This window comes from Neoluteolibacter marinus, assembly GCF_014904755.1.
GTDB lineage: Bacteria > Verrucomicrobiota > Verrucomicrobiia > Verrucomicrobiales > Akkermansiaceae > Haloferula > Haloferula marina.
The window spans coordinates 1-22,310 of the sequence record NZ_JACZFQ010000018.1 but is presented as its reverse complement, the minus strand read 5'-3'; the positions used below and the strand labels follow the sequence as shown (position 1 = coordinate 22,310).

At 66.0% G+C, this 22,310-nt stretch carries 7 protein-coding genes; 2 read left to right on the top strand and 5 right to left on the bottom strand.

Features of this window, described 5'->3' with window-relative positions:
* Window positions 1-5: 5 nt before the first annotated feature.
* The 5 genes from IG178_RS04235 to IG178_RS04215 all read right to left on the bottom strand — a co-directional run bounded on the left by IG178_RS04235 (window position 6) and on the right by IG178_RS04215 (window position 18,074).
* The gene (locus IG178_RS04235) at window positions 6-8,840 is read right to left on the bottom strand and encodes a hypothetical protein (protein ID WP_193211273.1); all 8,835 of its coding nucleotides are present in this window, start codon (window positions 8,838-8,840) and stop codon (window positions 6-8) included.
* A gap of 36 nt (window positions 8,841-8,876) precedes the next feature.
* Window positions 8,877-11,459, bottom strand: coding sequence for a hypothetical protein (locus IG178_RS04230; protein ID WP_193211272.1), 2,583 nt, complete (start codon window positions 11,457-11,459; stop codon window positions 8,877-8,879).
* A 35-nt stretch (window positions 11,460-11,494) separates the two neighbouring features.
* Window positions 11,495-12,490 carry a hypothetical protein gene (locus IG178_RS04225; RefSeq protein WP_193211271.1) on the bottom strand — a complete coding sequence of 332 codons (996 nt, stop codon included), beginning with the start codon at window positions 12,488-12,490 and terminating at the stop codon, window positions 11,495-11,497.
* A 430-nt stretch (window positions 12,491-12,920) separates the two neighbouring features.
* Window positions 12,921-16,826 (bottom strand): family 20 glycosylhydrolase, encoded by a 3,906-nt coding sequence (locus tag IG178_RS04220; protein ID WP_193211270.1) that lies wholly within the window; start codon window positions 16,824-16,826, stop codon window positions 12,921-12,923.
* 33 nt (window positions 16,827-16,859) lie between these two features.
* A complete protein-coding gene (locus tag IG178_RS04215) occupies window positions 16,860-18,074 on the bottom strand; it encodes a sialate O-acetylesterase (RefSeq protein ID WP_193211269.1) in 1,215 nt (404 codons plus the stop codon).
* A 157-nt stretch (window positions 18,075-18,231) separates the two neighbouring features.
* Here IG178_RS04215 and IG178_RS25860 point away from each other — a divergent pair, with 157 nt between their 5' ends.
* Both IG178_RS25860 and IG178_RS04205 read left to right on the top strand, forming a co-directional pair.
* Window positions 18,232-18,852 (top strand): hypothetical protein, encoded by a 621-nt coding sequence (locus tag IG178_RS25860; RefSeq protein ID WP_193211268.1) that lies wholly within the window; start codon window positions 18,232-18,234, stop codon window positions 18,850-18,852.
* A 77-nt stretch (window positions 18,853-18,929) separates the two neighbouring features.
* Window positions 18,930-22,310, top strand: a 3,381-nt coding sequence (locus IG178_RS04205; RefSeq protein WP_193211267.1) for a sialate O-acetylesterase, incomplete at its 3' end; no start/stop codon positions are given.

The following is a 22,310-nucleotide window of genomic DNA, read 5'->3' as shown; positions in this document are numbered from 1 at the left end:
CGGGATCAGCCGCCGCTCTGGCCGTAGGTGTCGAAGATGAGCTTGATGTCGGACACTTGGTCGACGAAGCGATCGAGGCCGGTTTTCGGATCGGCATTGAGCGTGGCACCGGGGATGATCAGGAGCCACTGGGTGTTCCAGATCGAGCGGCCGACCAGGCGGGTGTCCTTGACCGCATCGCCGAGCTCTTCCGGATAAGCGCGGAAGTCCGAGAAGCGGCGCTGGTCGCCGAGGCGGCCGTTGAGACCGTCGAGCAGCGGGATGTAGCCGGACTTCTGAAGCTCCGATCCGGTCGCCGGGAACGGGACCGGGATCGCCTGCTCGACCACTTTCCACATCCGCAGCTCGTTGGGATCGTCGGTGCGGGACACCCGCATCACGTCGAGGCCCGCCGGCACGAAGTAAATGCGCGGGGCGGCGGCAAGGTCGTTGATCACGTCGTCGGTGCGGTAGCCCTCGAATGCCACGCCCACGCCCGCGATCTTGGTCGCGAAGTTGCTGGTGCTGTAGGCCTGGTCACCGCCGCTGAGCGGCTTGCCGAAGAAGTTCTTGCCGGTGCTGATGTCCGACGAGAATCGCAGCACGATCCCCGGCTGCGGCACCGGCTTGCCGGCGGCATCGGTGGCGGCCGCGAACGGGCGGCAGTTCTGGCGGAACTCCGACACCTGCCAGAGGTCCGGCACGCGGGCAGCCTGCAACTGCTGGCGCCAGGCGCTGTCGGAATCGGCCCCGGGCGCCGGGAACTCATTGGCCGGGAGGTCCGGCTGGACCTCGCCCGAAGGCAGGATCCGCATCAACTCGCGGCGCATCGAGATCTCCCCGGTTTCACGCTGGAGGTTGTTGAATCCGAGCTGGCCGCGCTGCGAATCGTAATTCTGCTTCAGCTTGGTCATCGCGAGGTCCAGGGCGCCGAGCGAGCGGGCGCGGATGATCTCGCCGAAACTGCTGGCCGGCGAGGCGGGGTCGGCCAGCGAGAAGTTCGTCTCGTAGTCGTAGGCCGAGGCGGCGAGGTAGGCGTAGCGGGCGGCCAGGTCGAAGGAGCTCTTGTAGGTCTGCAGCGCGTGGTTGCGGGAGACCCGGAAGGTCATGTCCTGGTAGCGGTTCTTCTGGGTCTGGGCCGCGACGCGCTTGTTGAACGCGGCACGCTCGTCAACCAGCCGGCCGCCCTCGTCGAGCAAGGTCCGGTAGCGGTCGGAAAGGACGCGCAGTTCCTGCATCTCCTTGAAGATCGCAATGCGCAGCACCGGTTCGTCACCGATGGCATCCTCGATCTCCTTGAGCCATTCCTTGATCTGGAGGGTCCGCTCTTCGTCGGCCTTGGCCAGTTCGAGTTCGTTCTCGGCGATGTCCAGCGAGATCTCCGCGACCAGCTTGCCGATCGCGATGATGTTGTCCGCGGTGAGCAGGCCGGCGCGGGTACCGACCGCGGTGAACTCGATGCCCGAACGGGCGAGCGAAAGCGCGTCACCCGGGGAGATCGCCAGACCACCGGTCGGCAGGTTGACCGGGATGCCCTCGACGATTGCCTCCTTCAGTTCCCAGGTCACCTCGCGGGCCGCCTTGATGACCTGCGAGGCGGTCTCGATCACCTTGATCGTGTCGTTCACACCGAGCTTCACCCGGCTGAAGATCTCGTCGCGGCCCTGGTTGAGACCGCTGGTCGTCAGACGGGCGTTGATGAGGCGGAGGATACGGATCGACTCGCCGGTCAGCGCATCCCAGGCACCGATCGCCTTGGCGATCTCCGCTTCCTGCTGGATCATCTGGTTGATCACATCCTGCAGTTCGCCGGTTGCCCTGCGTGCCCCCCACTCCGGCGGAGCCTGGAATGTGTAGCCCGCCGCGGTGATCGGCATCTGGTTGACGAAGTTGGTCAGACCCACCTTCGGGTTCTCCAGGTCGGTGTAGTTCACCGCGAACATGCCGCTGGTGGTATCGTCGCTGTAGGTCATGTTGCTCGCGCTGGCGAAGGTCGAGCTGAACAGCAGGCGAAGGTCGTGGTCGACGTCCTTGAGGGCGGTTTCCTTGTTGAGGATGCTGGTTCCGCTGCCCGACGGCGAGGAGGCGAGGAAGGCGGCGTAGAGATCGCTGTTCGTCACGTTCCCCTCTGAATCGGTGGTGCTCGAGGTCAGGTTCCCCGACGCGTCGAAACTCGCGTAGGATGCCGACGGGCCCGGGACGGTGTCCTTGTTGATCTCGCGGACCGGGACATACATGTAGAGCCCGAGGTCGGGACCTTCGTAGCCAGCCGGATAGAGTTTGCCTGGCCCGATGGTGCCCTCATAGGGCTTGCCGAAGATCTGGATGAGGCGGTTGCGGTAGGCGAGGTCTTCCTGGAAGGTCGAGTTGCGGAACTCTTCCTCGCTGTTGCCGATGCGGCGGAGCGCTTCGGTGCTCTCGTTCGCCCGATCCCAGACCGTCCTGGTGCTTTCCACCATCTTGGTGGCGCGCTCGAAGATCTGGTCGAAGTGCATGGCGCCTTCGGTGCTGCCGCCATACTCGCCGAAGTATTCGAAGAGCGGATCGATGTCGAACACCTGGGCACCCCGGGCGACGCCGAGCGGGTTGTAGCCGCGGTCCGCCTCGTCGATCGTGCGCTGGATCGAGTTCAGGTTCGCGGACACCACCGCGATGTCGGGGTTCGTCGAGCGATCCACCTTGCGGATGCCTTCAAGCGTCTGGTTGGGATGCTCGGAGGGCAACAGGGCGTTGGCGGTGACCCAGTCGAAGTAGGCGCCCTGACCGGCACGGCGCGACCATTCATCGACGCCCCAGGCCCGGTCCGGATTCGAGTCGGTATATCCCTGCCACTGCGCCTTCGGGTCGGCGACGTAGCGGTCGCGGTAGGTCAAGGCGACCGTTTCGGCGCCGGCCTTGGCCTTGGCGGCGGCGGTCGCGGCGAACTTTCGCTCGTCGAGGAAATCCACGCTGATGACGATGTCCTGCAGGTTGTAGGACTCCGACCGTGACACCCAGTTGAAGTAAGGGTGCTTCAACAGGTAATACTGGCTGGTCAGCGCGGTCAGGTAGTGGCCCCAGGCATCGCCGTGGCCCTGCGGGAAGAGCTGCATCGCATCGTCCTCGTCGATGAAGCCGTCGGCATTGACGTCGGAGATGTTGTAGCTGGTGGCATAGGCGGCTTCGCCTTCACCCTTGGTGAAGTTCCAGAACAAGCGGTTGTAGACCGGACGCGCGAAGTAGTCGTCCACGCCCCGCAACAGCGCCAGTTCCTCTTCCATCTGCGAGGACATCTGGTTCTGGAAAGTGAACACCGATGTCGAGAGGTTGCCGTAGTCCACGCTGTCGCTGCCGTGCCCGATGGTCGGATCGAGCGCATCCACCCGGGCCTCGTTGCCGAGCAAGGTGTAAAAGTCGGAAATCCGCGTCGACGCCAGCTGGAGGGCGTTGGAAATGGCCGGCGTGGAAACCGGCTGCGAGAGGTTGATGCTCAGGTTCGAGCCGCGGTCGAGGATCGTCTGATAGAGTTCGATGAGCCCGACGTTCTCGATGACGTTCTTGTCGGGATTCAGCGCGACGGGACCCTCGTAGCGAGCGCCGAACTGCGACACCATGCTGGAGATGGTCGACGGGCTGTCGCCTTCGAAGTCGCGGATCCGTGCCTCGTAGGGGTTGACCGCATCGAGCACGCGCTTGATCCAGCCTTGGGCGAGTTGGGCGCGGAAATCGGGGATCCCGTCGAGATCGGCGTCGACGAACGGCTGGGAGTTCCCGGCGCCGGCCCAGGTGAAGTTCACGCCATTGCGGCCGTTCGGCTGGGTGAGCTTCCAGTTGGTTCCACTCGCGTTGTCGTTCTTGTGACGGTAGCGGGCGAACCAGAAGGTGTCGGCGAGAAGCGCCTCGGGAGCGTTGGGATTGCCCTTGAGGGTGATCTGGTAGCGGCCTTTCCCGGCAGCGCCGGAAGGATCGGGGAACAGCTTCCACGGGTTGGTCTGGCCGGCCGGGATCAGGTCCGGCGGCGGGACGTTGAGGCTACCGTCGTCCGGACGATACCACCACTCGAAGGTGAGATCGTCGGCATTGGCGCCGAAATCGCCGGTGGAGCGCAGCACGATGTTCTCGTCGAAGACATTGTCGGAAAGAATCGTCTTGATGGAACCGCGGTAGCGTTCGTTGCGGTCGACCTTGATGATGTGCGGGGTGATCGGGGATCCGCCGAGCGACGGGTCGTTGTTCTCCACCACGGTGACCCAGCTCACGTCCGGGTAATTGCTGTTATCGGCCAGCTTGCCCAGCGGGTCGAGGAAGCCGGCATTCGGCACCAGGGCGAGACCCGGACCATAGGCCCGCATCGGCACCGGCGTGACCGGGCTTTCGTAAAGCACGTTTCCGAGGTTGTCCTTGAGGATCCCGCCGTCCTCGTCGAGCCGGGGTTTCTTCATCAGCCCCGTGAGGTACTCGCCGGAGCTGCCGGGGACGCCCTCGGGATTACGAGTCACGTCGTAGAGCGCGTTGACCGCGGCCACCCAGGCGGATCGGGCGGAGGATCCGGTGTCAACAAGGGCAAGGATGGCGTCGCGCTCGGTGGCGGTGAGGATGTTCGGCTCGAGAACGTACACCGCCGGCGGGGAGGCGGTGAGGGTCGCGTCGCCGATGTCCTTGTCATTGAGAAGCCCGCTGAACTCCAGCACGCCGGGAACCTGGGACGTCACGCCATCGACCGTAACTGTCCGGACGGCGAGCGGATCGTAGCGGAGCCGCCGTTGCAACGACGCCGGCAGCTCGTTGAAGATGTATTTGCCCTGCTTGACCGAGGTCTTGCCGCTGGCCGGCTGGAGTTCCGCCGGGAAGCTCCCGACCGCGAGCGGAGCAGTGCGCTTGTCGAGGGCCTGCACCACGCGGGCGGTCCAGCGGTTCTTGAGGCTGCCCGGGACGGCGTCCGGGTTGAGCGAGTCGAACACCACCTCGGCCGAAGCGAACGCGAGCACCTGCGGCAGCCCGGGCGTCTGGACCGTAGTCGCCACCCCGTTGTTGACCACCGTCGTCGTGGGATGATCGGCGCGGTATTCGCCGCCGGAGAAGGTCAGGGTTTCCCCGGCCTTGAGAACCGGCGCGTTGTCAGGCCACTCGGACTTGTAAAGGACCTTGGTCGGAAGGTGGAAATCGATATTCGCCGCGTTGGCGGAATTCTTGACCCCCGAGGGCAGGAATGCCACCGAATCGCCGGTTCCCGGCACCTTGGCCGTACGGGTCGAGTCGTACTTCGCGGTGTAGGTCGCACCGTTCTTTTCCACCATCACCGGCGGGGTGGCCACCGTCGGAGGCCACCAGAAATCCGGGGCGAGCGGGTAGTAGAAGGAGACGTCGAACCAGGCCTTGTCGCCGCCGGAGATCGACCAGTAGGAACCGCGCCAGTCCTCCCAGTAGGCTTCCTGGGTGAAGAGGTTGTTGCCGTAGGTTTCCGGTGCCGGGCTGGCACCGATGGCCACGCCGAGCGGATAGAAGGCGTTCACCGGCTCGCCGGCCTTCATCTTCACATACGGCTGGCTCTTCAGGTTGGTGGTGGTCGCGGTGAAGTTGTTGGCGAAGCGGTAGGAAGGGTTGTCGCCGTTCGAGCTCTCCTTCTTCACCGAGTAGACCTTCATCTTCATCTCGTCGGCCGCGACGTCGAAGAACTGGGTCAGGACATACGGATGGGAGGTATAACGGGAAACACCGCTCGTCACCGTGCGGTTCGAGTAGTTCAGGTCACCGGCGCGCAGCGCATAAATGGCCGGCGGGCGCGGCGAGACAGCGGCGAAGCGCAGCGACGGGGCGACCAGCGCGTGTTCCTCGTTCGGGTTGTAGCCGGGGGCGTTGAAATCCGGCTGCTGGTAGATCTGGACCGCCTGGAGACGGGAAGGATCGTAGGTGGTGGCCTCCGGGAAAGCGCCGATTGCCGGGGCGACCACCTGCTCCTGGTTGTCGCGGCTCTTGCCCTCGCTGCCGAACTGGCTGGCGATGACGATCTGGGGCAGCGATGACGCCGCGGGCCACTCGGGCTTGTAGATACGCGAAACGAAGGGCCAGAGGATGGTGTCATTGATACGCGGATCGTCGTACCAGATGATGATCGGCAGCTCGCGGTCGGGCACGCCTGGATGCTCGTTGACCGGGATGACCGGACCCGGAAGCGCGGCCTTGTTGACGACGTTCAGCGACGACGTGTCGGCAAGCAGGGCACCCATGTCGTAGATGTCCCGCGCGGAAATCCCGGCCATCTTGTCGCCGTCGTAAATGAACGGATTGTAGCGGGCACGCCCGACCAGATCGAGCAGGTAGCCCGTACCCAGCTTCGCGCGGTCGGCATCGGGGTCCGTGATCTTCTGGCCGACGGTCACGGGAGTCGGCGTGGCAAGCAGGTTGGCGTCCCAAGCCCGGGTATCGACGACCCGGACCTGAAGTACCTCGCGCGGCTGGCCGCGGCCGACCCTCTGGATCTGGGAGAAGAGCAGGACCGACATGCCCGGACGCTGGGTGGTGAACTCCTTGTTGGCATCGACCGTGGCGCCGGCGGTGGTGTATTTCACCGACTTGAAGCTGAAGTCGTCATCCGGATCGGGATCGATGGCGACCGGAGGAGCTCCCTGGATGTGGGGGTAGTGGCCGCGGATCTGTCGCAGTCCGTCGAAGGGCAGCGTCGCGACCACGCGGACCTCCACCGCGTTGTCGGAATCGGTTCCGGGTTTCCACGGCACCGTGAAGCGGCCGGGGATCGTCGGGAACAGGCGAGCGCTGACCGGATCCCATTCCGCCATCAGTTCCGCACCGGGAGTCGCTCCGCCGGGAGCGATGGCGATCGGATCGACCACCGCATTGATGATCGGTTCCGGCTGGCGGACGAACATGCCGGCATACTGCGGGTAGTCTTCGAAGACGTGCTTGCCGATGGTCACGTTGACCACGATCGCACCCGCGCCGTAGCGCCAGAGCGTGCGGACCGGACGCCGCAGGTTGGGAATTTCATAGCCCAGGGTGCTGCCCGGCCCGTTGGTGATCCAGACCCCGACGGGGCTGCCGTTGACGACGGCGGGGCCGCCGCTGCTGGGCAGGCCGTTCGACGGATCGACCTCGCCCTGGGTTGAAAAGTAGTAGCCGTCACCATTGACCCAGCCGGTCAATGACAGTCCGTCGGGTCCGGGCTCCTTCGCCGCGGCAACCACCTTGACCCGGGTGCCGGGATCAAACCACGCGACCCCGTCCTGCACGGTGCGGTCGACGTCGCCCGATGGGGTCACCTCGTAGACCTTGGCAAGCCCGACGCGCGAGACGTCGTCCGCATTGACCCGGACCCCGTACTGGATCTGCCAGACGTAGGTGATGCCACCCGGGCAATACATGCTGAAGTTCGGCTTCACCTGCTGCCGCTGTTCGACGGTCGGGAAGTCGAACCTCCGGACATAGGTGACATCGCGCCAGGTCCCCTTGGCGATCGGGTTGCCGTTGCTGTCGGGAAACGAAACGGGGATCGAGAACGAGGTGTCGCTGACCTTCGTGATCTTGAAAATGCCGTTGTAGGCGGCATTCCCGCTCCCCGTGATCTCAACCAGACTGTCGCTGGCCAGCCCGTGCGGAAGCGGGGTCGTGGTGCTTCCGTTGAGGATCACGGTCGGCTTGGAGCCCGGGGTTCCCGAATAGGATGCCACCGTCCCGACCTCGGACTTGCGGATGTCCACTCCGTCCGCGCCGAGGCGGTCGCTGTTGTCATTCGCGCCGACCTGGCTGTTCGGCGGACCGTAGGCACGGTAGCCCTTCACCACGTGGCGGAGGTCGAGGCCGGGGTGGCTGAAGGAATCAACGAACTGGCCGTCGATCTGGACCACCGGCTGGCTGCCGCGCAGCACCCACTGCTTGCTGACCGGAGGACTCGGGTTACCCGCCGCATTCGATGCGAGAGGGCCCGCCCACGGCGTGCCGGCAATCACTTCGAGGCTCTGGGTCTTGCTGAAATCGTGGGTGATCGTCAGCGCGTAGTAGTGCTGCCACTTCACCTGGACGTCGGTGTCGCCGGTGATTTCGAAATCGTAATTGGTCGGGTCGGCCGTTTGCGGCACGTTGTTCACCGACATGCCGATCGCAACGAAGCGCTCTTCGGCGTCGTTCTGGATCGCCTCCGCATCATTGACGCCACTGCTGGTGATATACTGGGAATGGATGTCCTTGTAGACCTCCTGCGGGGCGGTGATCTGGATGCGGTCGCCGTGAGCCACCTCCAGGCTCACGGTGTCCTGCCCGGAAGCGATCTCGACGCCGTCGCGCTTGACCACCACACCGCGCACGAAATCGCCTTCCCCTTCCGCCCGGCTGACGACGTTGAGCATCCGGCCCGGACCGCGGAAGGTCAGGGTGCTCGGGTTGTCCGGCAAGGTCCGGGTGGCGACCGCCGCGCCCGAGTAGACACGGGCGACGGAGTTCGGGTAATTGCCGTTGTTGAAGAAGACCCGGTTGAAATTTTCAACCGTGTTCATCGGCTCCGCGTCCTGGTCGACGTCGACCTGGGCGGAGAAGGTCTTGCCCGGGCCGAAGCCGGTGAGGTTGACGATCAGCGTGTCGGGGCGGGATCCGCCTGACGGAGAAACCAGGGTGGCATCGCCGCCCGGGGGATCCGTGACGCTGATGTAGCCGCCATCAAAATTCTTCGTGTAGTCGCCGATCGTGAATTCGAAGCGGGTGATTTCCAGTACCGGCGAGTTGTTCGTCACGTGGATCGTCGGCGTGTTGGTGCTGCCATCGATCCTTACGGTGAACAGGAGATCGGAAACGTCCGCCAGCACGGTCTGGGTGGCGGCCAGCGCCAACAGGACACCGGCGGAGAGTGCTCGGAAACTCGGGAAGAGGCTCATGGGAGAGGAATGGGTGCGATGGGTGAACGGGCGGGATCAGCGTCCGTTGAGCGTGTCGATCAAGCTGATGCGGTTGAGCTGGAAGGTTCCGCGAACCTTCAAGCCGGTGTCGCGCGAGGGGCCCAGCGGCTTGTGCAGGCCGAAAATCTCCTCGTCGTAAGTGCCGGTGATACGATCCACGCCGTAGCCGGCGCGGGTAAGGGCCTGCCCGTCCTGCGGCTGGAAGCTCAGGTTGACGAGGCGGCGGATGTCGAAGCCGACGGTGTGGTCCGGATGGCGGCGATGCCGGAAAGGATTGGTCGGATGGTTTGCCGGAAGCACGATCTCCGCGGCAAGGCCGCTGCCCCCCACCCCGAACTCTCCGCTCATCGGCAGCTCCGTCAGCAACGACCGCGAGGCGGCGGCAAACACCGGGGCAAGTGCATCGATGGCGGCGGCAAGAGCCTTGTCACGGATCGAGGTCGGAGTGGCGATGAGGTTCTTGTTCTCCTCGAACGCACCGGTGGCGGCAGCTTCCGCGGCGGTCGCGACACTGGCGGCGAAATCCGCCGAGCGAACGAACCCGGTGTAGTCGGTGGACGGGACCGTGGACGGCCGTGCGTAACGGAGGACCGAAAGGCTGAGGGCGTCGCGGCCGGCCTGGTCGGCGAGCGTGGAGACTTCCACGGTCAATGACGACGGCGAGGTGGCGGCCGCTTCGACGATCGCATCCAGCACCAGTTCCACGGCATCCGGAGCACGAGAATCGTCGTAGGCGGTGAGCTTGGTGTTCAAGGCGGTGGTTCGCGCCTGCGCGACCTTGGCCTGTTGATCTAGGGCCGCGCGGATCGGCGCGGTCGGACGCCATTGGCCGCCGGCGGCGGGCTGCCAGCTGCCCTTGGTGGCCGGATTCCCGGTTGCTTCGTCGAAGGCGACGGGAATCGAGAACGAATCCGCATCCACGACCGTCACCCGGAACTCTGCATTGTAGGCCGCGTTTCCGGAACCGGAAACCAACACCCGGTCGCCGGAACTGAGGCCGTGGCCCGACGAGGTCACCAAGGTCGGGGCATCGGCAGGCGGCTCGAAGCCGAGGATCTCGACCGGGACGTCCCAGGCACCCTTGACCGCCGGGTCTCCGGCGAAGGCCTGGTTGAGGGAGAAGGTATCGGCGTCGATGCGCGTGATGGTTTTGATCCCGTTGTAGGAGTCGCTGCCCGAACCGCGGATCTCGATCACCTGGCCGTTGTCGAGACCGTGATTCGGAGCGGTGACCTTGACCCCGGCGGATCCGTCTTCCGTGCCTTCAAAACCGGCAATCTCCCCGGAGCGGGCCGACCACACGCCACGCTCGGCAGGATCGGAGGCGAAGGGGATGTCGATGCTGAAAGTGTCGGCGTCGATGACCGTCACCAGATGGTTGCCATTGTAGGTGGAGATCGAATCGCGGACGACGATCCGGGCACCGCTTTCAAGTCCGTGGGCCGGCGACGTCACGATCAACGGGGCGATCGCGTCGGATGCCGCATAGCCGTCAATCGTTCCGCCGGAAATGTAGGGAGTGGTGATCCGGAAGGAGTCGTCATCAAGCCGGACGATCGGGTGCAGCCCGTTGTATCCGGCGATCGGTGCGCCCTGGATGGCCACCTCGTCGCCGGTATTGAGTCCATGGGCAGCCGAAACCACCGCTACCGCCGCACCGGACTCCGATTCCTGGAAGCCGGTGACCGGCTTCAGGGCGACGCTCTCGCTGCTGGCAGCAGCCGTTCCGGCGGCGACGGAAATCATGTCGCCGAACAGCTCCCCGGCGAGGAAGCGATCGTAGGCGAGGTCCGTTTCGGCAAAGGCAGCCACCGTGTTGAGGGCGATCTGGCGGCGCTCCTCGGCAGATGTCTCCGCCGGCAGGCCGGCCAAGGTCGCTTCGAGGGCGTCGAGCATTTCAACGCCCCTCACGTCGTGGAAAAACGAGCCATCCCGCAGGGCGATTGCTTCCGCCCTGGCGGCAGCGGTCGAGCCGCCGTCGGCGATGGCAATCACCTTGGTCTTGTCGAGGTGAGCCTGGAGGAAATCATTGAAGGCCTCGGTGGCGTCGGCCTCGACCACCACGGGTGCTGCCGCGGCCTGCGCAGCGGCCTTGATGGTCGCGACGGTGGCTCCGGGCTGCGCGGCGGCCGTGGCGGCGGCCGCGGCCGCACGTTCAACGACCTGGTTGACCGCTGCGGTTGCCTTGGCATCGCCGAAATCGAAGACGGCACTTGAAATCCGTGTGGCCGGCTGGGGAGGGAAAGCTCCGTAAAGCCGCTCGTCGGTGACCAGGGCCATGTCGCTTTCCTTCTCCTGCACGTCCGCCTTGCGGGCGAGGATCGCCACGTGCTTGAGCAGGCTGGTGCGGCCCGCGGCATCGACGTGGAGAATCAGCCGCAAGCTCGCCGCGTCGAAGGTCGGGGTGACCACGTTCGGATCCGGAGCGCGGGGCACGTTGTTCTCGTCGAGGGGCACCGTCACTTCGTTGACGGCACCAAGCACCACCTCACCCACCCACAGGCCGCGATACGGACTGGACTGGGCGGACAGTGGCATCGACGCGGCCCACAGCGCGCACGCCAGCGAGGAGGAGAACTTCAGGAAACAGGGCTTCATGGCTGATGGAAGGGGAAGGAAGCGATAGCGCGGAATCATTCGCCGAGGTCATCGCGGAAGCCCGAGACCGGGATCCACGATTCGGTGCCGAGATCCGTGGTGATTTTCAAAAGCGAGCCTTGCCGTGGTTGGGACATCGCCGACGCCCGGCACTCGAAAGGGACCGCGATCGACGCCTTGACCTCGAGCGGCGGCATCGGTTGCTGCCAGGCACCGGCAGGCATCGGCGTCGCGACAGGCTGGATCGGAGCAGCGGGGTCGCCGTAGGCGCGAACCAGGATCGAAAGGGGCACCGCCGGGCCATCCGCCGGCACGTGGTCCATGGTCGGGGCGAGCGGATGCGGGCATTCATTGCGGAGGATGATCTCCCCCGCCCCGCGACCGAGCAAAAGCCCTTCACGGCTGGCCGTTTCCACGCGCAACGGACCCTGATAGTCCGATGGACCCTTGCAGTAGGCCCAGAAAGCTTCTCCCGACTTCATCGTCTCGGAGGAGGCTTGCACGACCTTCTTCCAGCGGCCGTTCACCAGCCGGTAGATCGCCTGGTTGGCATGGGCGGGAGACCCCGCGAAAAACTGGGCGAAGGTCGGACCGCCGGGCGCGCGCACCGGGAACCCGACGAGATTGAATGCATCGGCCTGCCATTTCACCGGCGCCAGTTCAACCCGGCCGAGGGCCCGCCACTGGCAGTCGCGGGTGGCATGCACGAGATACGCCCGGTTGCCGTTGATCGCATCGAGCGACTTCAGGAAAGCTTCCGGCAAGCCCGGGGCGTACCAGACGCCCCAACCCTGGCCATCGAAAAGATCCACCCCGGGATCGGTCACGAACTGGTTCGACGTCGGCTGTTGGAACAGGGTCGCGACCTTGTCCACCGGCAAGGAGCCGAACACCTTGCCGGGCGCAGTTTCAAGCGGCTCCACCTCCAGGAAGACCGCATTCCACCCGCGCTGCAGCGCAATCTCCTGCGTCCTCTGATGCCCTGCCACCTCTTCACCGACGGCGGTGATTTGCGTCACCAACAGCGCCATCGCTGCGACTTGAAAACGACCCGTATTTCTTAGCAGAGCTGAAATCATGAGCTTCTTGTGGCGATGAGTAAGGGGAGGAGTCGGACCGGAAACGCGGTGTTCGCTTCAGTTTTCAAGCCTGAGCAGGAAGACGCTGGCGGAGCTGCTCTTGCGTATAAAACAGGGCCAAGAGCCCAGCTTAACGACCTACTTACGTAAAGCTTCAATTAGTCCAAAAATTCAGCAAAAGGGGGAAAATCGGACATCCTTAAGCAATTTCGACCGCTACCCCCGCTACCTTGCTCTTATGGACGCAGCCCACCCCACCACCGGGAGGGACACCCAGACGGAATCATACAAGCGATTGCTTTCGGTATTCCGTGATCGATCCGGAATAGTCGAATCCTCGCCGAAGATATTGCACCGACCCTCTCCTGGAACGTGCGACCGTCTAGTCCCCCCTCCGGGAGCTGAAGCGGAGCCCCGGGAGATCGCCGACCGGCAGGAAGGTGAACATCCACTTCCAGCCATCCTTCCGCCGCGGAGCCTTCAAAAGCACCCGGTTCCAGCCTGGCTTCAGTTTCAACCGGGTCGGAGCACGACTCGCGTAGAGCTCGTCGGCGAATGGCCGTTCATCGGACCACATCTGCTTCGGTGCATATCCGGCATTGGCCCAATCCGGTGCGCGCAACTCCACGCCGTTCCACCAGACCTTGGCGCCCGCATTGCTCCACTCACCACCAGCGGGAACCGGGCCGCCACGGCGATCGGAGGTGGAGAAGCTATTGAAGCCGATCCAGCAATCGATCTCTCGGGCATCGGGCGACCAGACGAAGCTTTCCGCATAGACCGTCCCTGCCTGCGGCTTGCCGGGAAGCACCCCGCCCATGTCGAAGAAATGCCGCAGGTGGACGGTCCCGCCCACGGCTTCGATGGGTTCGAAGCGTTTGCCATCAACCTCGATGGACTCGAAGTGATCCATGTTCTCCGGCGCGAAGGCCTTGCCCACCTCGCCGCCGTGATCGAAGGGCCCGAGGATTTGCCAGCGCATCTCCGATTGTCCGGCATACGGGAAAGGCCACTCCTTTGCGAGACGCTCCCCGTGGTCGAGCACGTCCTTCTCAAAAGCAGTAAAGGCCTCCAGCCGCGGATCGCCCGCCACCGGCAGCCGCGCCCACAGGTCGGGATGACTCCGCGGCAAGCCTCGCCAGAAGCGCTCGGCACCCGCCAGCAGCGCCGGGACCACCGGGCTCTGGCGGTAGATGTTCGATTCCTCGCCGGCGTTGATGTCCGGCCAGTGGCAAAGGATCGCCCCGAGCGCCTGCCCGTCGCCCGACGGCCGGCCGCAGGGCTGGTGGAAGAAGGCGTGCGGCACGCTGTCGAAGAAGTCCATGTGGTTCACGTAATTCATCGCCGAATCGATGTAACGCACCCCGCCCACCGGCTGCCCCTTGGCCCACAGCTGGGTCACGCAGCCGTGGTCCGGCAAGGCCCCCGGCCGCCACAAGACCGGCTGCAGCTCCTGCTCCGCCAGCCGCTTCACCATCGCCGGCAGGAAGTCCCGGTTCTTGATGTGAACCTCGTCCGCGCCCAGGTGCAGCCAGCGCATGGGAATACCTTCCGCCCGCAAGGGCAGCACCACCTCGCGATGGAATTCATCCAGCAGGTCCAGGCAGATCGCCATGCCCCGCGGGTCCTGCATGTCGAAGCCGAAGGCCTTGGCAAAGTACTCGCTGTGGCCGGGCATGTCGATCTCCGGCAGTACCTCGACCCCGAGCGCGTGCGCCTTGCGGATCAGCCCGCGGATCTGCTCGAAGCTGTAGTACTTCCCGGGTGAGCGGGTTTCGCGGTAGGCACGGACTTCGTTGAGTTCCGGGTGGCGCTTCGACTCGATCCGGTAGCCGGGATTGTCGGTCAGGTGCCAGTGGAAGACGTTCATCTTGTAGGCCGCCAGCAGCTCGACGAAGCGTTCGAGGGTCCCGATCTCCTGGAAGTTCCGACCCGTGTCGTGCATGAAGCCGCGCATTTCAAATGCCGGCCAGTCCCGGATCTCCACCCAGGGCAGCTTTCCGCCGGCAGCCAGTTGCTCCAAGGTCGCCAGCCCCCGCAACAGGCCGAGGTCGCCGGCACCGGTCAGGCGCACCCCGTCGGCCGCCACCGACAATTCGTAGGCTTCGTCGCCCCCTTCGAGCGCCCCGGTCCGGACCTCCAGTTTCAAGTCGCCCTTCGGCAGGTCTTCGAGGACCGGCTTTGCCCGGCCGAGACTTCCGGCGGCTTCCACCCGCCAACCATTGCCTTCCAGGACTCCCCCGCCCCACTCGACCTCGCGCGGGAAGGGAATCAGGGCCGCCCCGGCACCTTCACGGGCGCCGGTCCCGGGATCGAAGCCATCCGCTGCCTTGCCGGAGGTCAGCTCGTCGACCGGCAGGCGCAGGAAATAGAGTTCCGAGGGACCCTCGTAGAGCACCCCGAGGTGGGATTCGTCCGCCATCGCGAGACAGGAATAGCCGGCGCCACTACGCACATCGTACAAAGTGTGCCACTGCTCCGGCCAGCTCATGCCTTCATCCGCGGAGACCTTGATCGTCATCGAATGCCGCCCCGAGGTCGTCGCGGGGTTCGAGTAGAACAAGCGCGCCTTGCCGTCCGCCGTGCCGGTCCGCAGCAGGCTCGCCATGCAGACACTCTCCGGCAGCGCCTTGCGGTCGGTGGGATGCAATTCCCAGCTCGCCCCGAGATCCCGCGTCACCGCCACCGTCCGCGCGCCGCCGCGGTTGTCGCGGCAGTTGATCATGATCGAGCCGTCCGCCAGCTCCACCAGCTGCGCCTCGGTGGTGTCGCTCTTGACCCCGGTCCCGATCTGCCAGCTCTCCCCGCGGTCCTTCGAGCGGATCAGGGTCGACCAGGGCTTGCCATCGGCCGCCCGGAACTGCGCCGGGAAGACCAGGGTCCCGTCCTTCATCGTGATCCCGGTCCCCGGCCCGGCCAGCAACAGCCGCCAGGCGGGATCCTTGACCTCGCGGGTGATATTGCGCGGCTTCGACCAGGTCCGGCCGTCGTCATCGCTGTGGACCAGGACCAGCTGCCCGGTTTCGTCCGGCTCCAGACCGGGACCCGATCCGTGCCAGGCGCGGTTGCCGTGGCTCCACAAGGCGGCGATCCAGATCCGCCCCGTCACCTCGTCGACAAAGATGCAGGGATCGCCCACGCCATCGCCGGAGCCTTTCCCCATGTCGATCGCGATCGCCATCTTGCTCCAGGTCCGGCCACCGTCGCTGCTGCGGTTCACGCCGACATCAATGTCCGCCGGCAGGTCACCCGCGTGGCCGTAGCGCACGTCGTAGGCCGCGATCAGCTTGCCGGCCTTGGTCCGCGCGAGGCCCGGAATCCGGAACGCCTTCGAGCCGTCGTCGCCGTGCTGGCGCAGGGCCACCCCGATCCGCTGGGCCGGCTTCGACGCTCCCCGGGGCAGTTCCACCACCTTGCCGGAAATCTTCACCCGCCGCAGCACAGCATCCACCCGGCCGTCGGGATCCGCGTCGTCTTTCAGACGCAGCGATACCCATAACCAGTTGTCGCCTGCCGCCAACTCACGTTTGCCGGAAATGGCGAGCCGACCACCTTTCGCAGGGTTGCCGAAGCGCTCGCCGAAGCCACCCGACGGGTCCTCACCGCCCCACACCAGCTCCACCTCCGCCACGTCCGCTGGCCGCGTCGTGCCTTCAAGATCCAACTCCACCGCCTCCAGCACTTGGGGCTCGAGCGCGCCCTCGGTGGCGATCTTCAAGGCCAGCACCGGATTCCTCGACTTGCCGACGAGCACCGGCACTACCGGCTTCACCGCCGACACGTCCAGCAGCCGCATCGGCTTCTCCTCCGCGATCATCAGATCGTCCAGCATCACCCCGCTGGCCGCCGGCGCCTTGCAGCGGAACTTCAGCTGCGCCACGCCCGCGGCCAGCGGCACCTCTACCTTGGTCAGGAATCCGCCCACCTTGACCACCGCATCGCCGTTCCAGACTTCCTTGAAAGCACCGTCTGCCGCGGCTGTCTCGACCCGGAATTCGAAGGGACCTTTCGAGGTCCAGCGCTCCGCCCAGAACGTCAGCCGCCCGGGCTTGTCCAGGCTTCCGGAAAATTTCAGCACCATCTCCTGCGCGCCGCCACCGGTCAGCCGCAGCGACTGCCTGCCGCTCTTCGCGTGCCCGGCATGGACCTCCGCCTGCCCCTCGCCGGCCGTCCACACGCCCGCCGGAGTTTCCAGCCGGGTGAAACCGCCCGCCTTCTGCTCCTCGAACGATTCACCGCGTGCCGACAGCAGGCCGGCGAGCATCCCGATTGCAATCCAACGAATCATGCCCCATCAGACGCCACTCGGGCCAGGAATCCATCACTTCCCGGACTGGTTTTGTAACCCGACCACTTTCTCACCGAGCCGCACGCCGACCGGCCGCTTGTCCGGCGGATGCACGTCCGGGCTGTCCCAGCCGAGGTCGACGGTCGGCACCAGGGTCACTCCCGGCACGTCGGCAGCCACCCGTGCCTGCACCGCGCGGAACTCCGGCCACCAGCGACGCAGCGGGTCCGTGCCGCCGATCCGCGGCAGCCCGACCATGAAAAACGGCAGGTCCTTCTGCTGCAGCCCGGCCCGCCAGCCCGTCACAAGATCCCGGATCAGCCGCTCGTTCCAGGCATCGTCGTGGATCTCCGCGTTGGTCTCTCCCTGGTACCACAGCACCCCATCGAAAGGAAATCCGGCCCAAGCCCGCACCCCGGATTCGAACAGGAAGCCCGGCTTGAAAGGATGCTCCCCCTCAAGCCGGTCCCCGAGATTCTGCCGCGCCCGCCCCCTCGCCCAGGCCCCGATCTGGCCACAATCCAGCCAGCCGCCTCCGGCCAGGGAACGATAGTGCTCCTCCGACTGCAACAGGTCCCGCGGCAGCCAGGCCTCGGCTCCGGATCCACCAACTGCGTTCTCCACCAGCCCGACCGGCACCCCGCTCGCCTCGTGGATCGTTTTCCCGGCCCACCACGCGACCGCGGAAAACGCCGCCGCCCCGGCCTGCCCCGCGCATTGCCAGGAACCCTGGAAATGATCCCGCTCGTTGAGCCGCGCAAAGGTCGCTTCGTCGTAGCGCCGCGCATCGGTCGGCACTCCTGTTAGATTGCACAGCCGGATGCCGGGGAAACTCGCCGCAGCGGCCGCTTCTTCCTTCCCGCCCACCGCCCGGCCGAGCGGAAAGTCCATGTTGGACTGCCCCGAGCACAGCCACACCCGGCCGACCAACACGTCGTCGAGCCGGATCGATTCCTTGCCACATCGCACCGCCAATTCCCTCCCTCGCGACGAAGCCCCCAATGCGGGCAACTGCACCCGCCAGTTCCCACCGGCATCCACCGTGGCCGAGGCCGTGCGACCACCGAAGGCCACCGTGACCTCCTTCCCCGCTTCACCCTGGCCCCATACCGGCAGCGGCCGTTCCATCGGCAAGACCATGTGACTGCCGAAAGGCCGCGCCAGCGACAATTCCCCCGCCTCGGCACTCCCCAGCATCAGCAGCCCCCCAAACACCGCGCACCATCCTGAGAACCCCAAGCACTTCATGTCGCGAAGCTGCACCCCAGGACGCCCTCTGTCCTGCGGCAAAAACCGGTCGGTCGAACCAACCAGCCGAGAAGCCGTGCCAGCCACCCCGGCTCCGGTGTGGTCTCGATCCCGCGGATTCCGCCCCGGCATCCATCTCATCCAACAAAACCACCTCATGAAATCATCCCTCATCGTGCTCGCCCTCGCCGCCTCCCCGCTGCACGCCGCCACGATCATCGACAGCACCGGCCTCACCCCGGTGAACCAGGCCAACTTCGCCACCGGCACCGCCGCCGACCTCGCCACCGGCGCCGCCTGGACCTTCACCACCGGCTCGCTCGGGGTGGAAAACGCGCTGGCCAGCATCGGTCTCGAAGGCCGCCAGACCGGCCAGGGCACCCAGGTTCTGACCCTCGAGCTGTGGTCGAACCCCGCCGACAACAGCGGCACCCTCGACATCGCCAACGCCGTGCTGCTCGCCACCTCGACCAACAGCAGCGCCCTGACCGCCAATGCAATCAGCGACTTCTTCTTCTCTGGCATCATGCTGGCCGACAACACCACCTATTCGGTGCACGTAGTCGGCACGACCCCCGGCTTCGGCCTGGTCGGCAGCACCAGCAGCGACCTGGTGCCCGACTCCCGCCTCTTCCAGAACGGTGCCTTCGTCTTCGGCGGCACCGCTCCGAACGGCTTCGACGCCTCCTTCAATGTCGTGACCGTCGTCCCCGAGCCCGCCGCCGCCTTGCTCGGTTCGGCCGGCCTGCTGCTCCTGTTGCGCCGCCGGCGGGCTTGAACTCACGATCCTTGACCTCAAGAGCGGCCGCACGGATGGATCACACCGTGCGGCCGCGTCGCTTCCACCCTCGCTCCATGAATCCCATCCGGCTCATTTCCCTGGCCCTGGCCGCAACCCTTGCCGCATCCGCGGCGGCGACCCAGAAGATCGCCCTGATCGGCGACTCGATCACACAGGCGGCCGGCTACGCCGTGGTCGGCTCCACCTACCCGCAGAACGGCAACCGCTCGTGGCGCTGGGAATTCTTCAAGCACCTCGTCGACGCCGGGGAGGACTTCGACTTCGTCGGATCGATCTCGACCAATTACGCCAACTCCACGGCCGACGACGAGACCACCAACTCCTATTACCCGAGCTGGCGGGGCGTGCCCTTCGACCGCGACCACGAAGGTCACTGGGGATGGCGCGCCTATCAGATCCTCGGCACCAGCGCCGGCCCTTCCAGCGGGAAACGCGGCACGGGCGACCTGTCGGACTGGCTGCTCGACTACACGCCCGACAGCGCGGTGCTGATGATCGGCATCAACGACCTCAACGAAGCCGGCCAGACGCCCGCCACCCTGGCCGCCAATGTTTCGGCCATCATCGACCTGCTGCAGGCCGACAACCCGGCCATCCGCATTCACCTCTGCGAGCTACTCCACGTCGGCAACCACCCCAACCGCGCGGTCCTGAATGCCAAGGTCGACAGCTACAACGGATCCGAGCTGCCCGCCATCGCCGCGACCAAGACCAGCGCCACCTCGACCGTCAGCATCGTCCCGATGAACAACCCGCTGTGGGACGGCAGCGACTGGATCGCTCAACCCGGCGGCTGGGCCCCGAGCCCGATGACCTACGACTCGGTCCACCCCAACAGCCGCGGCGAAGCCTACGTCGCCGCCCGGGTGGCGGACTCCTACGGCCTGCAATCGCAGTGGAGCGAAGTCCCGGTCGACAACGGCAACTTCGAGGGCGGCTTCGCCGATCCCGGCACCACAAGCTGCCGGCCCGCCGGCTGGACGCTCTTCGGCAGCCCCAATAGCGCCGCCGTCCCCAGGCAACTCACCGACTACTCCGTCGTCGCGGAAAGTTCTGTCGACACCGGCACCGGCACGCCGGGCTCCAGCTACATCATCGCCGGCCCGGCCGACACCGGGATCTCGCAAACGCTCTCCGGCGGCATCGAGGCCGGCCGCGAATACCAGCTCCAGCTTTCCCTCTACAAGGCATCGACTGCCGCCGCTCCCGGCGACTACGCGGCCGAACTCCGCGCCGACGGCATGACCCTGGCCACGATCTCGCTGACCGAAGAGCTGCCGATGTACCTCACCGGCACCGGCAACCAGCTCGGCAAGTGCCTGAAAGAGTTCACCGCCAGCTTCCGCTCGGACCAGTTTCCCGCGGCCATCGGCCAACCGCTCGAAATCCGCCTGACGGCGAAGAACAACGCCCGCTACATCGGCTTCGAGGACGTCCGGCTGTCTTGGCGGAATACGGACGACGCTACCCTCCAGGTCTTCGTGCTCACCGGCCAGTCGAACTCGCTCGGCACCCTCGGCAGCACCGACACCACCATGCGCCAGGGAGCCCCCGGGACCCATCCCGCCGACCAACCCGGCGGGGTTCCGTTCTACTGGGACAATCGTACGGACGGCACCGGCACCGGCGACGAGGCCCTCGGCTCTTCCGGCGGCTGGACCTTCCTCGCCCCCCAAACCGGCGGCGTCTATGCCGGCAACGACGATCACTGGGGACCGGAACTCGGCTTTGCCCGGATGCTCTGGAACGCCGGTTACCGCGACTTCGCGATCGTCAAGGCGTCGCGCGGCGGCGGTGGGAACACGTTCTGGCAAAAGGACTCCGCCGACTCCCACATGTACCAGCATCTGGTCGCCACGGTGACGGCTGCGACCGCCACCCTGCCGGAGGGCTACCACTCGTTCCGCCTGGCCAGCCTGCTCTACCTGCAGGGCGAAAGCAACGACGCCAGCGAAGCCGCCGCGGCCGGCACCCGCTTCAGCGAGTTGCTCGACAACCTGCGCGCCGATCTTCCGGACGCCGGCGGCATGGCCGGTGCCATCGGTGAAATCGCCGGCAGCGGAACCAATCGCGACACCACCCGCACCGCCCAGGCTGCTCTCGCATCGAGTCGCACGGACGTCGGCTACGCCAGCGCCAACGGCCTGCTCGTTCACAACGAGGACGGGCTCAACGTCCACTACGACGCCGATAGTCAGATCCTGCTCGGCGAACGGCTCGCCGCGGAATGCATCGGCATGGGCATTCTGCCGGAACAGCCGCTGCCCGCGTGGCCGGACTTGCACACCTGGTACATCGCCGACAATGGCAGCACGTTCGACAGCGCCGGCGCGGTCAAGCGCTGGGCCAACCTCCAGAGCGGCAGCGCCACCCGCGACCTGACCCGCAAGGTCGCCGGCCAGACCTTCCGCCGCACGGTCAGCTCCGGCAGCGGCCAGACGCGCCAGGCGATGCATTTCGACGGCAGCAACGACCTCTGGGCGAACGCCAGCACCGAGTTCGGCACGCTCACCGGCCCGCGCTCGGTCGCCCTGGTCACCCGCGTCACCAACGAGGGCGACGGCTTCCTCTTCGACGGCAGCACCGGCAGCGGCCGGACCCGCGCCCAGGTCCGCTCCGGCACCTGGCAAGCCGGCACCAGCCCGAGCGGCGGCGCCTGGAACGGCGCGGAAAACGACACCGCCCCCCGCCAGACCGGCGTCTGGCAGCAGCACGTCTTCACCTTCGCGCCCGGAGAATCGGGCACCACCGTCGAACACTGGATCGACGGCACCCTCGCCGCCTCGGTGATCGATCCCGACAGTTCCTCGCTCGGCGGCCTGATCCTCGGCTCCTGCGGCGGCTCGCCCTTCACCCGCCTGGCCACCGACATCGCCGAGATCGCGGTCTATGCCACGGCGCTCGGGGAAGCCGAGATCACGGAGCTAAAGGCCGGCTGGGACCAGCGCTGGGGCAACATCACCGGGCCGCCTTTCTCCGCCACGGTCCACCAATCCCCGCGCGAGGTCGCCCGCTTCGGACTCCATGAACTGCTCGACCTGCAGATCGATTGCGACCAGAGCGGGACCACCACACTCGAATCACTGCGTATCGAGTTGTCCCCCGGCACTGCAGCCAAGCTCGCGCGGGTCTGCCTCGTGTCGGAAAGCAGTGGCGAGATCCTTGCCAGCATCGACGCCCCGGATGCCGACGAATTGATGCTCCCGGCCGCCGCGCCGCTGGCCGAAGGAACGAATCACTTCCAGGTCGCTGTCGAACCGCGGCGCCATGCCCCGCTTGGCTCGACGCTCGACGCGCAAGTCCTCGACCTGAGCTTCAGCGGAGAGCCCGCCGGCACCCTCGTGCCGTCTAACAACGATCCCACCGGGGCTCTCACCCTCGGGCTGGTTCCCTTCTTCAGCGACGTCCGGACCAGCGGCGAGGGCGGCGTGAAC